Genomic DNA, 13,645 nt, shown 5'->3' on the forward strand with positions numbered 1-13,645 from the left:
GGCGGAACGAGGAGTTTCTTTCGTGATCAAGCAGCTCGGATTCGTCGCGACCGCACTGGCCGCCGGGTTGGCCGCGTTCGGTGGCGCCGCCTCCGCGACCACCGTCACCGTCTCGGGCCACCCGATCGACCAGAACGACCAGTTCGGTGTGGCGAACGTGCAGGACCTCGACGCGGTGCACAACCTGAACCTCGTCGGCGGGGTCTGCGACGACGAGGTCAACGTGCTCGGCGTGCAGGTGCCGGTCGACGACGTGGCCCAGGGCGTGGCCGTTCCGGTGCTCTCCCCGGGGGAGCACGAGGCCGAGGGTGCGTCGCCGGAGAACTGCGCCGGCGGCGGCATCGCGGACGGCGGGACCGCTCAGGGGAACTGACGACCCCGGCACCAGGCCGCCGCGCGAACTCCCTTCGCGCGGCGGCTTTTCGCTGGAGAAAGCCAAGGACGAGTGGAGCACGACCGGGGCAGGCGGTTCGCCGGAGGCGCCGATCCGGCGGCCGAAAACGAGCAGCTGCGCGCGGCGTTGTCGTCGCAGCCGGTGATCGAGCAGGCCAAGGGGATGGTGATGCTGCTGCGCGGTTGTACCGCCGCGGAGGCGTTCCACGCGCTCGTCGTCGTTTCCCAGCGGAGCAACGTCAAGCTCCGCGACGTCGCCACGGTCGTCGTGGCCGCCGGCAGCGAGGCCGAACCCGGGCTGGCCGACGAGGAAACCGAACGCGCGGTGCGGGCCGCGCTGGGCGTCCACTTACCCGGGTGACGGCGGCCTGGTGGACCGGCGAGGTGACGCGTCGCCCGGCTGCGGGCTCGGCTGAGGGGTTCGCACCCCGCCGGTCCACCAGAGGGGATGCTCGCCCCGGGGGTCAGCGGAACGAGGATCCGTCCGTCGATAATACGTCTCCCGCCCGTTGTGCGGTGCTTTTCTCCGGGTGATTGCCGCGTGAACGGATGTGCGAATCGCATTGTCGGCGTCACGCGCTTTTCGCACGGATAAACATGGCTTACCCGATCGGATCAACCACTCCCCGGTCAGCGCCTTCCGGAGCGCACCCGATGGTGGATTCGAGTGGAATTCACGGTGGTCCCGTCAGTACGTTTTCGGCGCACTGTCGAATTTTGAGGAGAACCTATGCTGAAGAAGGTCGGATTTGTCGTCACCGCGCTGGCGGCCGGCGCGTTCCTGGCCGGTGGCGTCGCGTCCGCCGACACGCCGGACGGCTACGAGCACGACCACGGGAGCACCAGCAGCCAGTTCGGGCTGCTGAACCTGACCAACACCGACGTGCTGCACAACGTCAACGGCACCGTCGGTGTCTGCGGCAACGACGTCAACGTCCTCGGCGTCCAGGTCCCGATCCACGACTCGCTCAACGGCATCGGCGTGCCGATCCTGTCGCCGGGCGAGCACGAGGCGAGTGGTGAGTCGCCGTACAACTGCGCTGCGGGCGGTATCGCCGACGGCGGCACCAGCCAGGGCGGCTGAGTCCCCGCGCCGAGGCCGCCCGTCGTCCGTGCGGAAGCCGGCCCCGGCGCGGTAACGGCGGGTGGGGCCGGCGTAGGTGTCCCTGGCCGGTCCCGCCCGCCGTGCTTTCCGGCCGTGGAAGCATGGCCGGCATGACATTGCCTGCCCTTCCCGAGGAATCCTTCCGGCGCGTCCTCTGCGTCGTCGCGCACCCCGACGACATGGAGTACGGCACGTCCGCGGCCGTCGCCCGCTGGACGGCGCGCGGCATCGAGGTCGGCTACCTCCTGCTCACCCGCGGCGAGGCCGGGATGCCGAACCCGCCCGAGGAGACGGCCCGCCTGCGCGTCGCCGAGCAGCGGGCCGCCTGCGCGGTCGTCGGCGTCGAGCACCTGACGGTCCTCGAACACCCGGACGGCGTGCTCGTCTACGGTCTCGACCTGCGCCGCGACATCTGCCGCGAGATCCGCCGCTTCCAGCCCGACGTCGTTTTCGGCAGCGCTTTCGAGGTCGAGACGCCGTACGGCTTCGACCAGGCCGACCACCGCGCGGCCGGCCTCGCGACCCTCGACGCGATCCGGGACGCGGGCAACCGCTGGGTGTTCCCGGAGCAGATCGACGACGAGGGCCTCGAACCGCACTCCGCGCGCTGGTACCTCACTCCGGGCATGACCGACGCGACCCACGGCGTCGACGTCACGGGCGAGCCGCTGCGCCGCGGCGTCGCCTCGCTCGAGGCCCACACGGCATACCTGGCCGCGCTCCCGGACCACCCGGCTCCCGCCGACTTCATCCCGCAGTTCGCCGCGATGAGCGGAAAGGCCATGGGGGTCGAGCACGCCGTCCTGTTCCGCGCGCACGACCTCCAGGCGCCTCCGGAGTTCTGAGGCGAGCAGCTCAGGCCGGTGAGGCCAACGGCGGCTCGGAGACGTTCAGCTTGTCCGGCAGCCGCAGACCGTCGTGCAACGGGACGAGCTCCGATTGCAGCACCATCGCCGCCGCGCCGATGGCCGGGGCCGTGGCCGCCGCCCGGGACAGGTGTACCTCCGGGACGTGGGTGGTGCGGGCGAAGAACGCCCGCTCCAGCTCGTCCCGGATCGCCGGGAGGTAGGACGCGCCCGCGATCGCGAAACTCGGGCCGGTCAGGACCACCGCTTCCAGGTCCATCACGTTGGCGAGGGTGCGGACCGCCACCGCGACGTAGCGTGCGGACTCCTCCAGCAGCGCGACAGCCCCGGCCTCACCACGCCGGGCCGCGCGGCTGAGGGCGGCGAAGTCGGTGAGCACCGAATTCCGGCGTGCCAGTCCGGCCGCGCGGGCCAGCCGCCGGTTCGCGCGGGCGCGCTCGACCACCGCGGCCGGTCCGGCCAGTGCCTCCAGGCAGCCGCGGGCGCCGCACCAGCACTCGGGGCCCGTCAGGTCGAGGCAGATGTGCCCGACCTCGCCGGTGTTGCCGCTCGCTCCCCGGTAGGTCAGGCCGTTGACCAGCAGCCCGGAGCCGATCCCGGTGCCCATGTAGACCGCGGCGAACGTCGCGGTGGTGCCGACGCCGCGCGCCGTGGCGAAGCCGGCCGAGCTGGTCCGGTACCGGCCGGACACGTACGGCCCGTTGCCCGTGTGGGACGTGGAGTTCTCGGGGGCGAACGGGGACCGCATCCGCGGCTGGTACCTGCGCCCGCCCGGCTCGGGGGAGGAGGCCGCGCCGCTCGTGGTCACCTTCATCGGCTACGGCGGCGGGCGCGGGCTGCCGGTGGACCACACGGCGCTGCCGTCCGCGGGGTTCTCGGTCTTCGTCATGGACGTTCGCGGCCAGGGCGGCCGGTGGACCGTCGGGGCCACCGGCGATCCCGGACGGACCGGGTCGGGCCCGGAGTTCCCCGGGGTGATGACGCGCGGCATCGCCGACCCGCTGACGTACTACTGCACGCGGCTGATCACCGACGCCGTGTGCGCGGTGGAGGTCGCCGCGCGCCTGCCGGGGGCGGACCCGGACCGGATCGCGGTGCGCGGCGTGAGCCAGGGCGGCGGCCTGGCCCTCGCGGCGGCCGCCCTGAGTGGCGACGCGGTGCGCGTGTGCCACGCCGACGTCCCGTTCCTGTGCGACTTCCAGCGGGCGGTGACCGTGGCGGGCAGCCCGCCGTACACGGAGATCAGCGACTTCCTCGCCCAGCACGTCGACCTGGTGCCCGCGGCACTGGACACGCTGCGGTACGTCGACTGCGCGCTGCTCGCCCGGCGCATCACCGCCCAGTGCCTGCTCAGCGTGGGCCTGATGGACGAGGTCTGCCCGCCGTCGACGGTCTACGCGGCCTACCACGAGATCCGGGCGCCGAAGGAACTGGCGGTCTCGCCGTTCGGCGGCCACGACGTCCCCCGCGCGCACTCCGAGTACCAGCTGAGCCGGCTGCGGGCTAGCCTCTGACGCCGCCCATGATCGCGTCGATGATGCCCTGGTGGGTCACCGCCAAGGAGCGGCGGTCGAACAGGCCGAACCCGTACTGGCCGTTCGCGCCGTTGTCCCAGTAGACGGTGGCCGCGCCGTACTTCTTGGCCGTCGACACGATGGCGCGCGCGAAGTCCGCGCGGTACCGGTTGTTCGACGAATCGAAGGAGGACTTGTCGATCGACCCGTATTCGCCGACGACCGCCGGGTACCCCTTGGCGACGAACTTGTCGTAGACCGCCTTCAGCTGCGCGTCGAGGTAGTCTTCCTGGCCCCAGGTCGACTTCTTCGCCGGGTTGGCCGCGCCCCGGCCCCACTGCGTGATATTGCCGTTTTCTTCGCCGGCGAAATCCCAGGGGCTGTAGTAGTGCACGGAAATCATGAGCCGCTGTTCACCGGCCGGAACGGACGAAGACCGGTACTGGTCGGCCGGCATCACGAAGCCGTAGTTACCCGTGGTGTAGTCGATGTTCGTGTTCCACCCGGCGACGAGCAGCCAGCGCGAACCGTTGGTGCCGCCGGTCTTGCGCACGGTGTCCACGAAGATCTGGTCGTAGGCGTTGATGTTCGAGTAGCACGGCTGGGTCGGGTTGCCGTACTGCCCGTCGAACTCCTCGTTCATCGCCTCGAGGACCAGGTGCTGGTCGTAGTCGCGGAACCGGGTGGCGACCTGCTGCCACACCTTCTGGTACTTGGCCTTGATCGTCGGCTGGGCGGAGGAATCACAGATCAGCCAGGAGCCGTTGACGGTCTTGTAGCCGTCGCCGTGCATGTTGATCAGCACGTACAGGCCGCGGTTGTAGGCGTAGTCGACGACCTGCTGGATGCGGTTCACCCAGGAGGCGTTGACCGGGTAGTCCGGGCCCGGTCCGATGTAGTTCAGGTAGGAGACGGGAATGCGGATGGTCTTGAACCCGGCGGCCTTCACCTTGTCGATGAGTGCCTGGGTCACCGTCGGCAGGCCCCAAGCCGTTTCGTCGGGCACCCCGTTGACGCTGGCTTCCAGCTGGTTCCCCAGGTTCCAGCCCGCGCCCATGTCGGCCACGACCTGCGAAGCGGCCGACTGCACCGCGGCACCGGCCGGCGCTTGACCGGCCAGGACGGGCACGGACGCGGCCACCACCGACAGGACGGCGAAGAAAACCACTTTGAGCTTTCTCGCGTGGGAAAGCATGACCGATTCCTCTCCGTCGAGGGTGGCGGGAAAACCAGTGCAGCACGGTTGAATCGCGCAGTCAACGTCCCGGATTGTGCACGGCGCCGAATCGGATGTCGAAGGAATCGAAATCGAAAGAATCGACGAATGAGTGCCAGTGCGGCGGCCGACGACGGGCGGCTATCCTCGGTGCTCGTGGACGAAGAAATGGCCGGCTCCGGCCGGAACGCGGAGCTCGTCGCCAGGCTGCTCGGCGGCGCGCTGCTCGTTCTCGCCGGGCTCGTCCTCGGCGCGGTCCTCCTGATCGTCGCCCTGCTGCCCTCCGGCAACGACGGCATCGGCCTGGCCTCGGCGATCGCCGCCTCGGTCCCGTTCGCGGCGCCGGCCCTCTGGGCGGCGCTCGCCGGGTTCGCCACGCTGTGCGTGGCGAAGAAGGCGATCCGGGCCCGGACGGTGTGGTGGGCGGGATCCGGCCTGTTCCTCCTGGGTGCCGCCCCGTTCGTGACCCTGGTCGTCCTCCTCGCGGTCAGCCGGTCCTGACGGCCGGGCCGGTCATTCCGCGGCGGGTGCGGGCCGCGTCCATTTGAGCTTCACCTCGAACTGGCCGTCCAGCCCGGTTTTCGCGATGACCGCACCCGCCTCGGCGGACAGTTTCACTCCGAACTTGATCTCCACCTCGTCCGGCTGGCGGGTCATCGCCTGGAACTGGCCGAGGGCGGCGGACGCCGCGTCCTTCACGGCGCCCAGTGCCCGCTCGAACGACACCTTCGCTTCGAGCACCAGGTCTTCGCGCCGGGAAACCCGGGTGGTCGCCGGTCCCGTGTCGACCTCGACCACCACGTCGCCGCCCTGCTGCAGCTCGAACCGTGCCAGCTCTGTCACTTCTCCTCCTTGGACTGTCCACATGGGACGTTCAACCATTCGCCGGCGGGGACGCTCTTGCGGACGGTTTCCAGGTCCGCCAGCAGCTGGTCCAGCCGGGCGGGGTCGTTGAGGTACTCCAGCACCGCCCGGTAGAACGCCGCGGTCATCGTGGCCGGCATCAGGTCGGAGGCGTCGAAGCACAGCAGCTGCTGGGCTTGGCGCTGGGAGGTCAACGTCGAGGAAACCTTGCGGCTCACGTCGTCGTCGTAGACGCCGCCGACGTTGCGGTCGATCGAGAACACGCTGCCCCGGTGGAGGCCGGGCCAGATCCGCTGGGCCTCGTCCGAGGCGAGGTACTTCATCAGCGCGCGCGCCTGCGGGGTGTCGTGGAACATCGCGGCGAGGTCGGCGGACACCTCCGACACCGCCGGCCCGGGAAACGGGAAGAAGTCGAAATCGCGCTCCGGCCGGGGCGCGGTACCGTCGGCGCGTTTCATGCCCAGGTAACCGCGCATGGCGAACGAAGCCAGGTGTTCCAGCAGGCACCCGGCCGGGCGGGTGAACAGCCCGCGCCCGGCGTCGCCGAAGTCGGTCAGCAGCGCCGCGGAGGCACCGCCGCGGACCGCGCCCGGCACCGCGACCAGCGTGCCCCAATCGGTCCACGCCCGGCGCACGGCCGGGGAGGTCCACGGCAGCTCGCCCGCCACCCACTGCCGGTAGAGATCGGGACCGGCCGAGTGCAGCAGGATGTCCTCGATCCAGTCCGTCCCCGGCCAGCCGGAGATCGGCGGCGCGCCCATGCCCAGGCACCACGGCGTGCGGCCGGCGGCGGTGAGGTCGCGGCTGAGCGCGACCAGGTCGTCCCAGGTCCGGGGCTTGGCGCCGGGCAGGGAGGTGACGTCGTACCAGATCGCGCTCTTCAGGTCGGCCTTGACCGCGACCGCGTACTGCCGCCCGGTGCCGGCCTTCTCCAGGTCCCGCCACTGCTGGGGGTACCCCGGCTGCGGGCCGAGCAGCGTGTCCAGCGGCTCGAGCTTGCCGCCCCGGGCGTAGGTCGCGAGCGCTCCCGGGTTCGGCAGCACCGCGACGTCGGGGGTCGTGCCGTGCCGGACGTCGGAGGCGAGCACCTGGTCCAGCGCGCGGGTGCCCTGGTAGTCGAACTCGATGCCGGTGGCCGAGGTGAACGCCCGGAGCACCGTGCGGAAGTCGGCCTCCTCGGCGCCGGTCCAGGACGCCAGCACGATGACCCGGCCGGGGCCGCCCGTCCCGCAGGCGTTCGCGCCGAGCAGCAGCACGACCAGGGCGAGCAGCGGAAGTTTCGTCCACAGTGGATTCTTCATGCGTGGTACCGGTATTCGTCGATGCGGCGGGACAGGCCCCAGGCGATCAGGCCGAGCGTGGCGATCGAGAAGGCCGGGGCCAGGTACTCGATCCCGCGGGAGTCGGCCGCGTCGCGGGCGCGGGCGAGCACGTCTTCGGTGCCCGCGTCGATCGCGGCTTCGCCGGCGGGGGTCGCGGCGAAGCGCGGCTGGGCGGTGAAGTTCGCGACGGTGCTGCCGCAGCCGGGCGCCGGGACGCAGTGGCGGGCCAGCAGCGTGGCCAGCTCGGTCTGCCCGGCGACGTCCGCGGCGGTGATCCTGCTCTGCCGGTCGGCCAGCACCGTGTCGATCCGGGCGCGGACGTCGTCGAGCCGCAGCTGCAGTCCCAGCGCGACGGCGAGGGTGACGCCCACGCCCACGGTCAGCGCGGTCGCGCCCACCAGCTGCAGGTTGAACCGGCGCCGGAACCGGCGCCACAGGTACCACTGGGTGCCGGCGAGCAGGACCACCGACGTGGCCGGGACGAGCAGCCACCACGGCAGCAGTGCCGGGCCCATCCCGTCTTCGAGCTGGTGGTCCAGCTCGGCCCGCTCGAGCCTCTGCAACGTCGTCAGCTGGGCGAGGACGCCGTCCGGGCCGTGCAGCAGCCGCGACGCGTACCACAGGTCGGCCACGCCCAGTACCTCGTTGCCCGGCTGCCGGAAGTGCGCGTCGGCCTGCCCGACCGCACCGGAGTAGGCCGCGACCAGCCCCGCCACCACCTGCAGGATGCCGGTGCCCGCGGCCCCGGCCTGGTTGGCCTCGGCCACCTTGGCCAGGCTCTGGCTCGCCCCGGCGAGGTCGTTGGCGAAGTCCTGTCCCGGCCCGGCCAGCTTCGCTTCGCCCGTGCGGAAGGATTCGCTCGCGGCCAGGTCGGCTTCCCCCAGCGCGGTACGGGCGGCCGCCACCTCCAGCACCGCCTCGGTCGTGTGGTCCCGCACGGTCCGGGCGGCGTCGAGGACGCTGAGCACGGCCCCCAGCGCCGTCGCGAGGACCACCAGCGTCGTCGCGAGCAACACCACGAGCGTGCGGACCAGCCGCACCCGCGTGCGGGTCGGACGCAGCGGCGGTGCCTCGGCGGGCGCGGTCACGTCGCCGCCTCGCCGAGCGGGGCCCGGCAGAACTGGCAGAGCCGCGCTCCCGCCGGGGACAGCTGCCGGCACTCCGGGCAGGCGACCGGCGGTCCCTCCGGCGCCGGCTTCGGTGCCGGACCGATCCGGGACACGGTGGAGATCAGCAGGTGGAGGACGGCGCTGCGGCCGGCGTCGGGGCGCAGCCGGACCTTCCCGGTGCCGTCGTCGAGGATCTCGACGACGTTGCGCAGGCGGTCGAGGATCTCTTCGTTGCCCTGCTCGGCGGCGAGCCGGGCAGCGGCACTCCACGCTCGTTCGGCGTCCGAAGCCCGGCCCGCGGCCAGTGCGTCCCCGCCCGCGGCGACCGCCTCCGCGAGTTCGGCTTGCGCGGTGAAGTACGTCATCATGTCCGCCACGCCGGTGAGCTGCGCCGGGTCGTGCGTCCACCGGCCGAGCACCGCGGCCGGTCCGTTCGTGCGCGCGCCGGCCACCTCCTCGAACCCGACCCAGGCGAGCTGACGGTCCTCTTCGTAACTCGGTTTCAGCGTTTCGTCGAGGTCGACGCGGAGGTGGTAGTGCCGGGATTCCTTGCCGGAGAAGGAACCCAGCGACAGCACCACTTCGCCGTCACCCGCACGGAGGCAGCGGTCCGTCAGGTCGTACTCGTTGGGGTGCACCTGCTTGACGAACCGCAGCGAGCTGTAGCCCATCGTGCCGATCCGCAGCCGGACCTCGGGCAGCACCTTCGTGAGCGCCGCGCCGACCAGTCTCCGGAAGGACTCGGTCAGCTCCCGCGGCTCGACGACGGAGTCGACGCTGCCCCGCAGGGCCTTGGCGATCTCGGTGAGTTCGCCGGGCAGCCATTCGTCACCGACCCCGCGGGCGTCGCAGACGAACCGCCCTTCGCACGAGTCGAGCGCGCTGACCAGGGATTCGTGCGACTCCGACTGGTTCCGGCCGTCGGTGAGCAGGATCGCGTGGCGAACCGTGCCGGCGTGCTGGTCGAACAGCCCCTTCGCGTGGTCGAGCCACCGGCCCATCGCGGTGCCGCCGAAGGCGGTCAGGCGCGCGATCTCCTTCCGCGCCGCGCGCCGGGTCTCCGCCGACGCCGCGACGAGCCGGTCGCCGGGCGGGTACACCGTCGACGCGGTTTCGGTGCCCCGCACGACGGCGAACAGGACACCGTCGGGCAGGACGTCGATCGCCGCCGCGGCCGCCCGTTTCGCCTCCTCGATCTTCGTGCGGGGGTGGCGCATCGAGCTGGAGCAGTCGATCAGCAGCACTTCCGCGGCGCCGTCGCCCGGCTCCCCGGGGCCACCGCGGGCGGTCACCGTCACGATCGCGTGCATCGCGGTTTCCCCCTCGGCCAGGAACTTCTGCTGGTGCACCTCGATGCTCAGCTCGGTCCCGCTCATCGCCGCCGGCTCCCCTCGTTCCCGCTCAGATCCAGCTCGCCGGCCTGGTCGCGTTGGCCAGGTCGGTGAGGACTTCGTGCGCGTGCCTGCTGCCGGGCGCCAGCCACGCCAGCCCGCGCAGCGCCTCCGACAGCCCGGCACGGAGGCCCTTCCGCGTCGGTTCCACCCCGCAGAGCGGCTTTTCGAGCTCGCCGTGGACGTCGATCGCCGTCTGCAGCAGGAGCGCCCGCAGCCGGAGGCCGGCCGCCTCGCCGAGTTCCATGCCGGACCGGCGTTCGTCGGCTTTCCGGAGTTCGTCTTCGGAAGGCGTGGCGCCGTTCGGCAGGCGCCCGGCCAGCACCCGGACCCCGGCGATCCGGGCCGCCTCGTCGTGCCGTGAAAACTCCGGGACCTCGTCGAGCAGGCTGACCGCGCGGTCGCGGTCGCCGCGCGCGAGCGCGACCCTGGCCAGCCCGAACGCGGCGTTCACCTGGCCCCGGTGCACCCACAAGGCGTCGTAGAACGGTTCCGGGTCCTCGCCGGTGTGCTCCGCGCACAGGCCCAGCGCGAGTTTCGGTGTCTCCTCGCCGGGAATGTCGCGGTACACCGCTTCGAAGTTTTCGGCCGCGGTCCCGACGTCGCCGCCGGCCAAAGCGATCAGGCCGCGGTGCCAGTGGAAGCGCCAGTCGTGCCCGGCGCGGTCGGCGAGCCGTCGCTCGGCAGCTGTCAGGCGCTCGCCTGCCTGGTCTACTTCGGACAGTTCGAGCAGCGCGCGCAGCCTGCGGAATTCGACCTCGACCGAGGAATCGGCCCGCTCCAGCTTCTTCAGCAGCCGGCCGGCGTCCGGCGCGCGGACGGTGTGCAGGAACGCGGTCTGCGGGTCGTGCGGGTCTTCCCGGGGTACCGGCAGCCCGAGCGCGATGTCCCGCGGCGACGGCCGCGCGCCCAGGGAAAGCCCGACGCCGGCGGTCCAGTGCTCCAGGGGCGGTGGCCCGCCGAGGCCGGCGTCCAGCAGCACCGCGGGTTCGCTGAACAACGTCGAGACGACCGGCCGGGGTTCGCGGTCGCGCAACGACCGGATCTCGTTGAGCACGCCGTCCAGCTGGACGAGCATCTCCCGTGCGGTGGCGAAGCGCTGCTCGTACGGCGCCGTCGCCCGGTCCAGGACGTGCCGGAGGCTGCGGATGCCGAAGGCGATCGGGCCGCTTCGCGCGCCCGGCAGTGCCCCGTCGCTGGCGCCGAACAGCTCCCGCAGCGTCTTGCCGACGGTGTGGACGTCGGACCGGACGGTCAGCCCGTGCCGGCGCAGTTCCTGGTCCGGGGCCTGGTAGAGCCGGGTGCCGACCCACGGGCTCTCGTGGTCGTCGATCCGCCGGATCCCGCCGAAGTCGATCAGCTTGATCCGCTGCTCGCCGCGGATGACGTTGTCCGGCTTCATGTCGCAGTACAGCAGCCCCTGGTCGTGCAGGTAGGCCAGCGCGGTGAGGATTTCCCGGCCGTAGTCCACGACGTGCTCGGTCAGCAGCCGGCTCTCCTCGGGAGCCAGCAGCGCCCGGCCCCGGTTCTTCACTTCGCGCAGCGAAAGCCCGGCGACGTACTCCATCACGATGTAGCGGCAGTCGTCGTGGGTCACCACGTCGAAGATCCGCACGATGTTCGGGTGCTCGAGGGCGACGAGCACCTCGCTCTCGTTCTCCGCGATCCGCACCGCGGCGGTGTTGTTGACGTCGATCAGGCCCTTGAGCGCGACCGGCCGGTGGAGCCGGTCGTCGGTCGCGCGGTAGACGAAGCCGAGGCCGCCGTGCCCGATGCAGCCTTCGACTTCGTAGCGGCCCGCCACCCGGTCGCCGGGCCGCAGCCGCGGGACGAAGGAGAACCGGCTGCCGCAGTAGGGGCAGAAGCCCTCCTCGGTCCCCGGCTGCCCGGGCAGCGACCGGCCGACCGGCATGCCGCAGCCGAGCTTCCCGCAGAACCGTTCCGTTTCGGGCACTTCCGGCCGGTCGGTCACCTCGCCGGCCGGGCGGGGCACGGGGATCACCGGCGGCCATGCCTCGCCATCGGTGCCCTGCCGGTCGTCCGTGACCACGGTGTCCGCCGGCCGGTCCACGGGTGTCGTCGGCTCGGCGCCGTCCGGCTCCCCGGGCTCCGGCGGCTTGAACCCGCACTGGACGCAGTACCCGGTCCGGCCGATGGTGCCGGTGCAGGCTTCCCTCGGGCACGCCGTCACGGGCGGTCCTCCAGCCGGTCGCGCACCGCGGCCACGTAGGCCTGCACCGCCTGATCGGCCGCGGCCAGGCTGAACGGCGGTTTGAACAGCGCTTCTTCGGCCGGGCGGTACAACTGCTCGAGCCGCGGGTCCTCGATCAGACCGCGGGCGGCCGACATTTCGGCGTAGCACGCCAGCAGGGCCCGCAGTTCCGTGAGCCGGGCGTCCCGGCCGTCGAGGTCGGCCCGCCATCCGCGCCCGGCCTCGACCGCTCGGCTCACCCGCCGCTCGAAGTCGGCGAGGTTGCGCTCGACCCAGTCGAGGTCGCCGTCGGCCTGGGCGCCGCGGAACTGGTTGAACCCGCTGCGCAGCCGCGTCGCGCGCCGGCTCGCCCCCGCTACGCCGGTGTAGCGCTTCGCCAGGATGAACTGGACTTCCTCGAACGCGGCGAGCTGGTCGATGTCCTTGCTCAGCGCGTCGAGACGCTCGCCCAGCCCGGCCTCGACGAGGGAGCGCACGGCCTTCCACGACGGCGACGACTCCCGGCGGAACGCCAGCAGCAGCCGGACGCCGCGCCGGGCCGCCCGTCCGGCCAGCGCGGTGACCACCTCGTCCACCAGCGGGAGCGGTTCGGCGGCGCTGTCGACGCCGTCGATGACCACCGTGCAGTCGCGCGCGGAGCCCAGGTCGTCGAGCTTCAGCCGCTCCTTGATGCGGTCGCCGACTTCGCCGGCGGACCTGCCCCGCGCGTCCACGGCGAGGTCGACCGCGCCCGGCGGGGGTGGATCGCCGGCGCCCCGGGGGAACTGCGGAGCACTGACCGAGCGTTCCCGGTCGGCGTGCACGACGGTCACCCGGAGGGCCTTCGTGATCGCCGACTCGTCGTCGCCGGTGACGACCGCCCAGACGCTGCCGGAGCCGGTCCGGTTCAGCCAGGTCACCACCTTTTGCGTGAACGCCACGTCGGCGGCGTCGTCGGAGGCGTCGCCCGGCTGGATGAAGCTGTCGTCGACGGCGGGTTCGCCGGTGGACCACTCCCGCAGCCGGGGCAGGTGGCCGAGCATCGTTTCGACCGGGATCATCCACGCGACCCGGCCGTCCTCGCCGGTGTAGCGGCTGACGATCATGCCGACGACGGCGCCGGTCTCCCGGTCGAGCAGGGCCGTGCCGCTGAATCCCGGCCCGACCCGGACACCGGAGGTGTTGTCCAGCTGCACCCACTCGCCGCCCGGGCCGCCCTCGCCCGCGAGCTCGCCCAGCGTCCACGCGCCGTCGTCCGCGCCGTCCGGGAAGCCGTAGGCACGCACCGGCTGGTCGTCGCGCAGGGACATCCGGTGCAGCCGCGCGCCGCCCACGCCGGTCGCCGGCTCTTCCAGGCGCAGGAGGGCGATGTCCCCGCCGCCGTCGTCGGTCGGCGGCACCCAGCCGTCCGCCACGACGCCGGCCCACCCGGAGGGAGTGCCGGCGACGCCGACGAAGTCGACCGCGACCCGCGCGTCCCGCCCGCCGCAGCTCTCGACCACGTGCGCGCAGGTGAGCAGGTGCCGGTCGTCGAGCATCAGGCCGGCGCCGTGAATACGGCCCCGGTCGTCACCCAGCCGGACTCGCCACCGGCGTCGCTCCGCCGCCCACTCCATCGGCCGGACCCTACGCCGCCGCAGGTATCCGCTGACGCGTTTTCGCCTAACCAGCCCC

At 72.2% G+C, this 13,645-nt stretch carries 14 protein-coding genes; 6 read left to right on the top strand and 8 right to left on the bottom strand.

Features of this window, described 5'->3' with window-relative positions:
* Positions 1 to 22: 22 nt before the first annotated feature.
* The 4 genes from CF165_RS40485 to CF165_RS40500 all read left to right on the top strand — a co-directional run bounded on the left by CF165_RS40485 (position 23) and on the right by CF165_RS40500 (position 2,343).
* Positions 23 to 373 carry a hypothetical protein gene (locus CF165_RS40485; protein WP_093952881.1) on the top strand — a complete coding sequence of 117 codons (351 nt, stop codon included), beginning with the start codon at positions 23 to 25 and terminating at the stop codon, positions 371 to 373.
* Positions 374 to 445: 72 nt separating this feature from the next.
* A complete protein-coding gene (locus CF165_RS40490) occupies positions 446 to 754 on the top strand; it encodes an ANTAR domain-containing protein (protein ID WP_093952882.1) in 309 nt (102 codons plus the stop codon).
* A 369-nt stretch (positions 755 to 1,123) separates the two neighbouring features.
* On the top strand, positions 1,124 to 1,477 hold the full coding sequence (locus CF165_RS40495) for a hypothetical protein (RefSeq protein WP_093952883.1): 354 nt from the start codon (positions 1,124 to 1,126) through the stop codon (positions 1,475 to 1,477).
* Between the two features lie 122 nt (positions 1,478 to 1,599).
* Positions 1,600 to 2,343: a PIG-L deacetylase family protein gene (locus tag CF165_RS40500; RefSeq protein ID WP_093952884.1), complete on the top strand. Its 744-nt coding sequence runs from the start codon at positions 1,600 to 1,602 to the stop codon at positions 2,341 to 2,343.
* A gap of 10 nt (positions 2,344 to 2,353) precedes the next feature.
* On the opposite strand, the gene CF165_RS40505 is transcribed toward CF165_RS40500, so the two are convergent.
* Positions 2,354 to 3,055 carry an ROK family protein gene (locus CF165_RS40505; RefSeq protein WP_240522022.1) on the bottom strand — a complete coding sequence of 234 codons (702 nt, stop codon included), beginning with the start codon at positions 3,053 to 3,055 and terminating at the stop codon, positions 2,354 to 2,356.
* Here CF165_RS40505 and CF165_RS40510 point away from each other — a divergent pair.
* Complete coding sequence (locus tag CF165_RS40510) at positions 3,015 to 3,878, top strand: acetylxylan esterase (protein WP_158226906.1); 864 nt, start codon at positions 3,015 to 3,017, stop codon at positions 3,876 to 3,878. The two genes, CF165_RS40505 and CF165_RS40510, sit on opposite strands and share 41 nt — an antisense overlap.
* Here CF165_RS40510 and CF165_RS40515 read toward each other — a convergent pair.
* A complete protein-coding gene (locus CF165_RS40515; protein WP_093952886.1) occupies positions 3,868 to 5,073 on the bottom strand; it encodes a glycoside hydrolase family 5 protein in 1,206 nt (401 codons plus the stop codon). The two genes, CF165_RS40510 and CF165_RS40515, sit on opposite strands and share 11 nt — an antisense overlap.
* Before the next feature lie 129 nt (positions 5,074 to 5,202).
* Between CF165_RS40515 and CF165_RS40520 the strand changes: the two genes are divergently transcribed.
* A complete protein-coding gene (locus CF165_RS40520) occupies positions 5,203 to 5,595 on the top strand; it encodes a hypothetical protein (RefSeq protein WP_093952887.1) in 393 nt (130 codons plus the stop codon).
* A gap of 12 nt (positions 5,596 to 5,607) precedes the next feature.
* Here CF165_RS40520 and CF165_RS40525 read toward each other — a convergent pair whose 3' ends face one another.
* Genes CF165_RS40525 through CF165_RS40550 form a run of 6 tightly spaced genes read right to left on the bottom strand, consistent with a single transcriptional unit; the run spans position 5,608 to position 13,587 of the window.
* Positions 5,608 to 5,937 carry a CU044_2847 family protein gene (locus tag CF165_RS40525; RefSeq protein WP_093952888.1) on the bottom strand — a complete coding sequence of 110 codons (330 nt, stop codon included), beginning with the start codon at positions 5,935 to 5,937 and terminating at the stop codon, positions 5,608 to 5,610.
* On the bottom strand, positions 5,934 to 7,259 hold the full coding sequence (locus tag CF165_RS40530) for an ABC transporter substrate-binding protein (protein ID WP_093952889.1): 1,326 nt from the start codon (positions 7,257 to 7,259) through the stop codon (positions 5,934 to 5,936). Before CF165_RS40530 ends, CF165_RS40525 begins: the two co-directional genes overlap by 4 nt.
* Positions 7,256 to 8,368, bottom strand: a complete 1,113-nt coding sequence (locus CF165_RS40535) for a GlnX family signal transduction membrane protein (RefSeq protein ID WP_240522023.1) — start codon at positions 8,366 to 8,368, stop codon at positions 7,256 to 7,258. Before CF165_RS40535 ends, CF165_RS40530 begins: the two co-directional genes overlap by 4 nt.
* Positions 8,365 to 9,765: a VWA domain-containing protein gene (locus CF165_RS40540; protein ID WP_093952890.1), complete on the bottom strand. Its 1,401-nt coding sequence runs from the start codon at positions 9,763 to 9,765 to the stop codon at positions 8,365 to 8,367. Before CF165_RS40540 ends, CF165_RS40535 begins: the two co-directional genes overlap by 4 nt.
* 25 nt (positions 9,766 to 9,790) lie before the next feature.
* Positions 9,791 to 11,971 (bottom strand): serine/threonine-protein kinase, encoded by a 2,181-nt coding sequence (locus CF165_RS40545; RefSeq protein ID WP_093952891.1) that lies wholly within the window; start codon positions 11,969 to 11,971, stop codon positions 9,791 to 9,793.
* Positions 11,968 to 13,587, bottom strand: a complete 1,620-nt coding sequence (locus CF165_RS40550) for a S1 family peptidase (RefSeq protein WP_093952892.1) — start codon at positions 13,585 to 13,587, stop codon at positions 11,968 to 11,970. Before CF165_RS40550 ends, CF165_RS40545 begins: the two co-directional genes overlap by 4 nt.
* Positions 13,588 to 13,645 lie beyond the last annotated feature (58 nt).

This window comes from Amycolatopsis vastitatis (assembly GCF_002234595.1).
In the GTDB taxonomy this organism is placed as follows: domain Bacteria; phylum Actinomycetota; class Actinomycetes; order Mycobacteriales; family Pseudonocardiaceae; genus Amycolatopsis; species Amycolatopsis vastitatis.

What these genes read in the sequence shown, in the direction of transcription:
- CF165_RS40495 (WP_093952883.1), top strand. Translation starts at nt 1,124, where the DNA reads ATGCTGAAGAAGGTCGGATTTGTCGTCACCGCGCTGGCGGCCGGCGCG.
- CF165_RS40500 (WP_093952884.1), top strand. Translation starts at nt 1,600, where the DNA reads ATGGCCGGCATGACATTGCCTGCCCTTCCCGAGGAATCCTTCCGGCGC.
- CF165_RS40515 (WP_093952886.1), bottom strand. Translation starts at nt 5,073, where the DNA reads ATGCTTTCCCACGCGAGAAAGCTCAAAGTGGTTTTCTTCGCCGTCCTG.
- CF165_RS40520 (WP_093952887.1), top strand. Translation starts at nt 5,203, where the DNA reads ATGAGTGCCAGTGCGGCGGCCGACGACGGGCGGCTATCCTCGGTGCTC.
- CF165_RS40530 (WP_093952889.1), bottom strand. Translation starts at nt 7,259, where the DNA reads ATGAAGAATCCACTGTGGACGAAACTTCCGCTGCTCGCCCTGGTCGTG.
- CF165_RS40540 (WP_093952890.1), bottom strand. Translation starts at nt 9,765, where the DNA reads ATGAGCGGGACCGAGCTGAGCATCGAGGTGCACCAGCAGAAGTTCCTG.
- CF165_RS40550 (WP_093952892.1), bottom strand. Translation starts at nt 13,587, where the DNA reads ATGGAGTGGGCGGCGGAGCGACGCCGGTGGCGAGTCCGGCTGGGTGAC.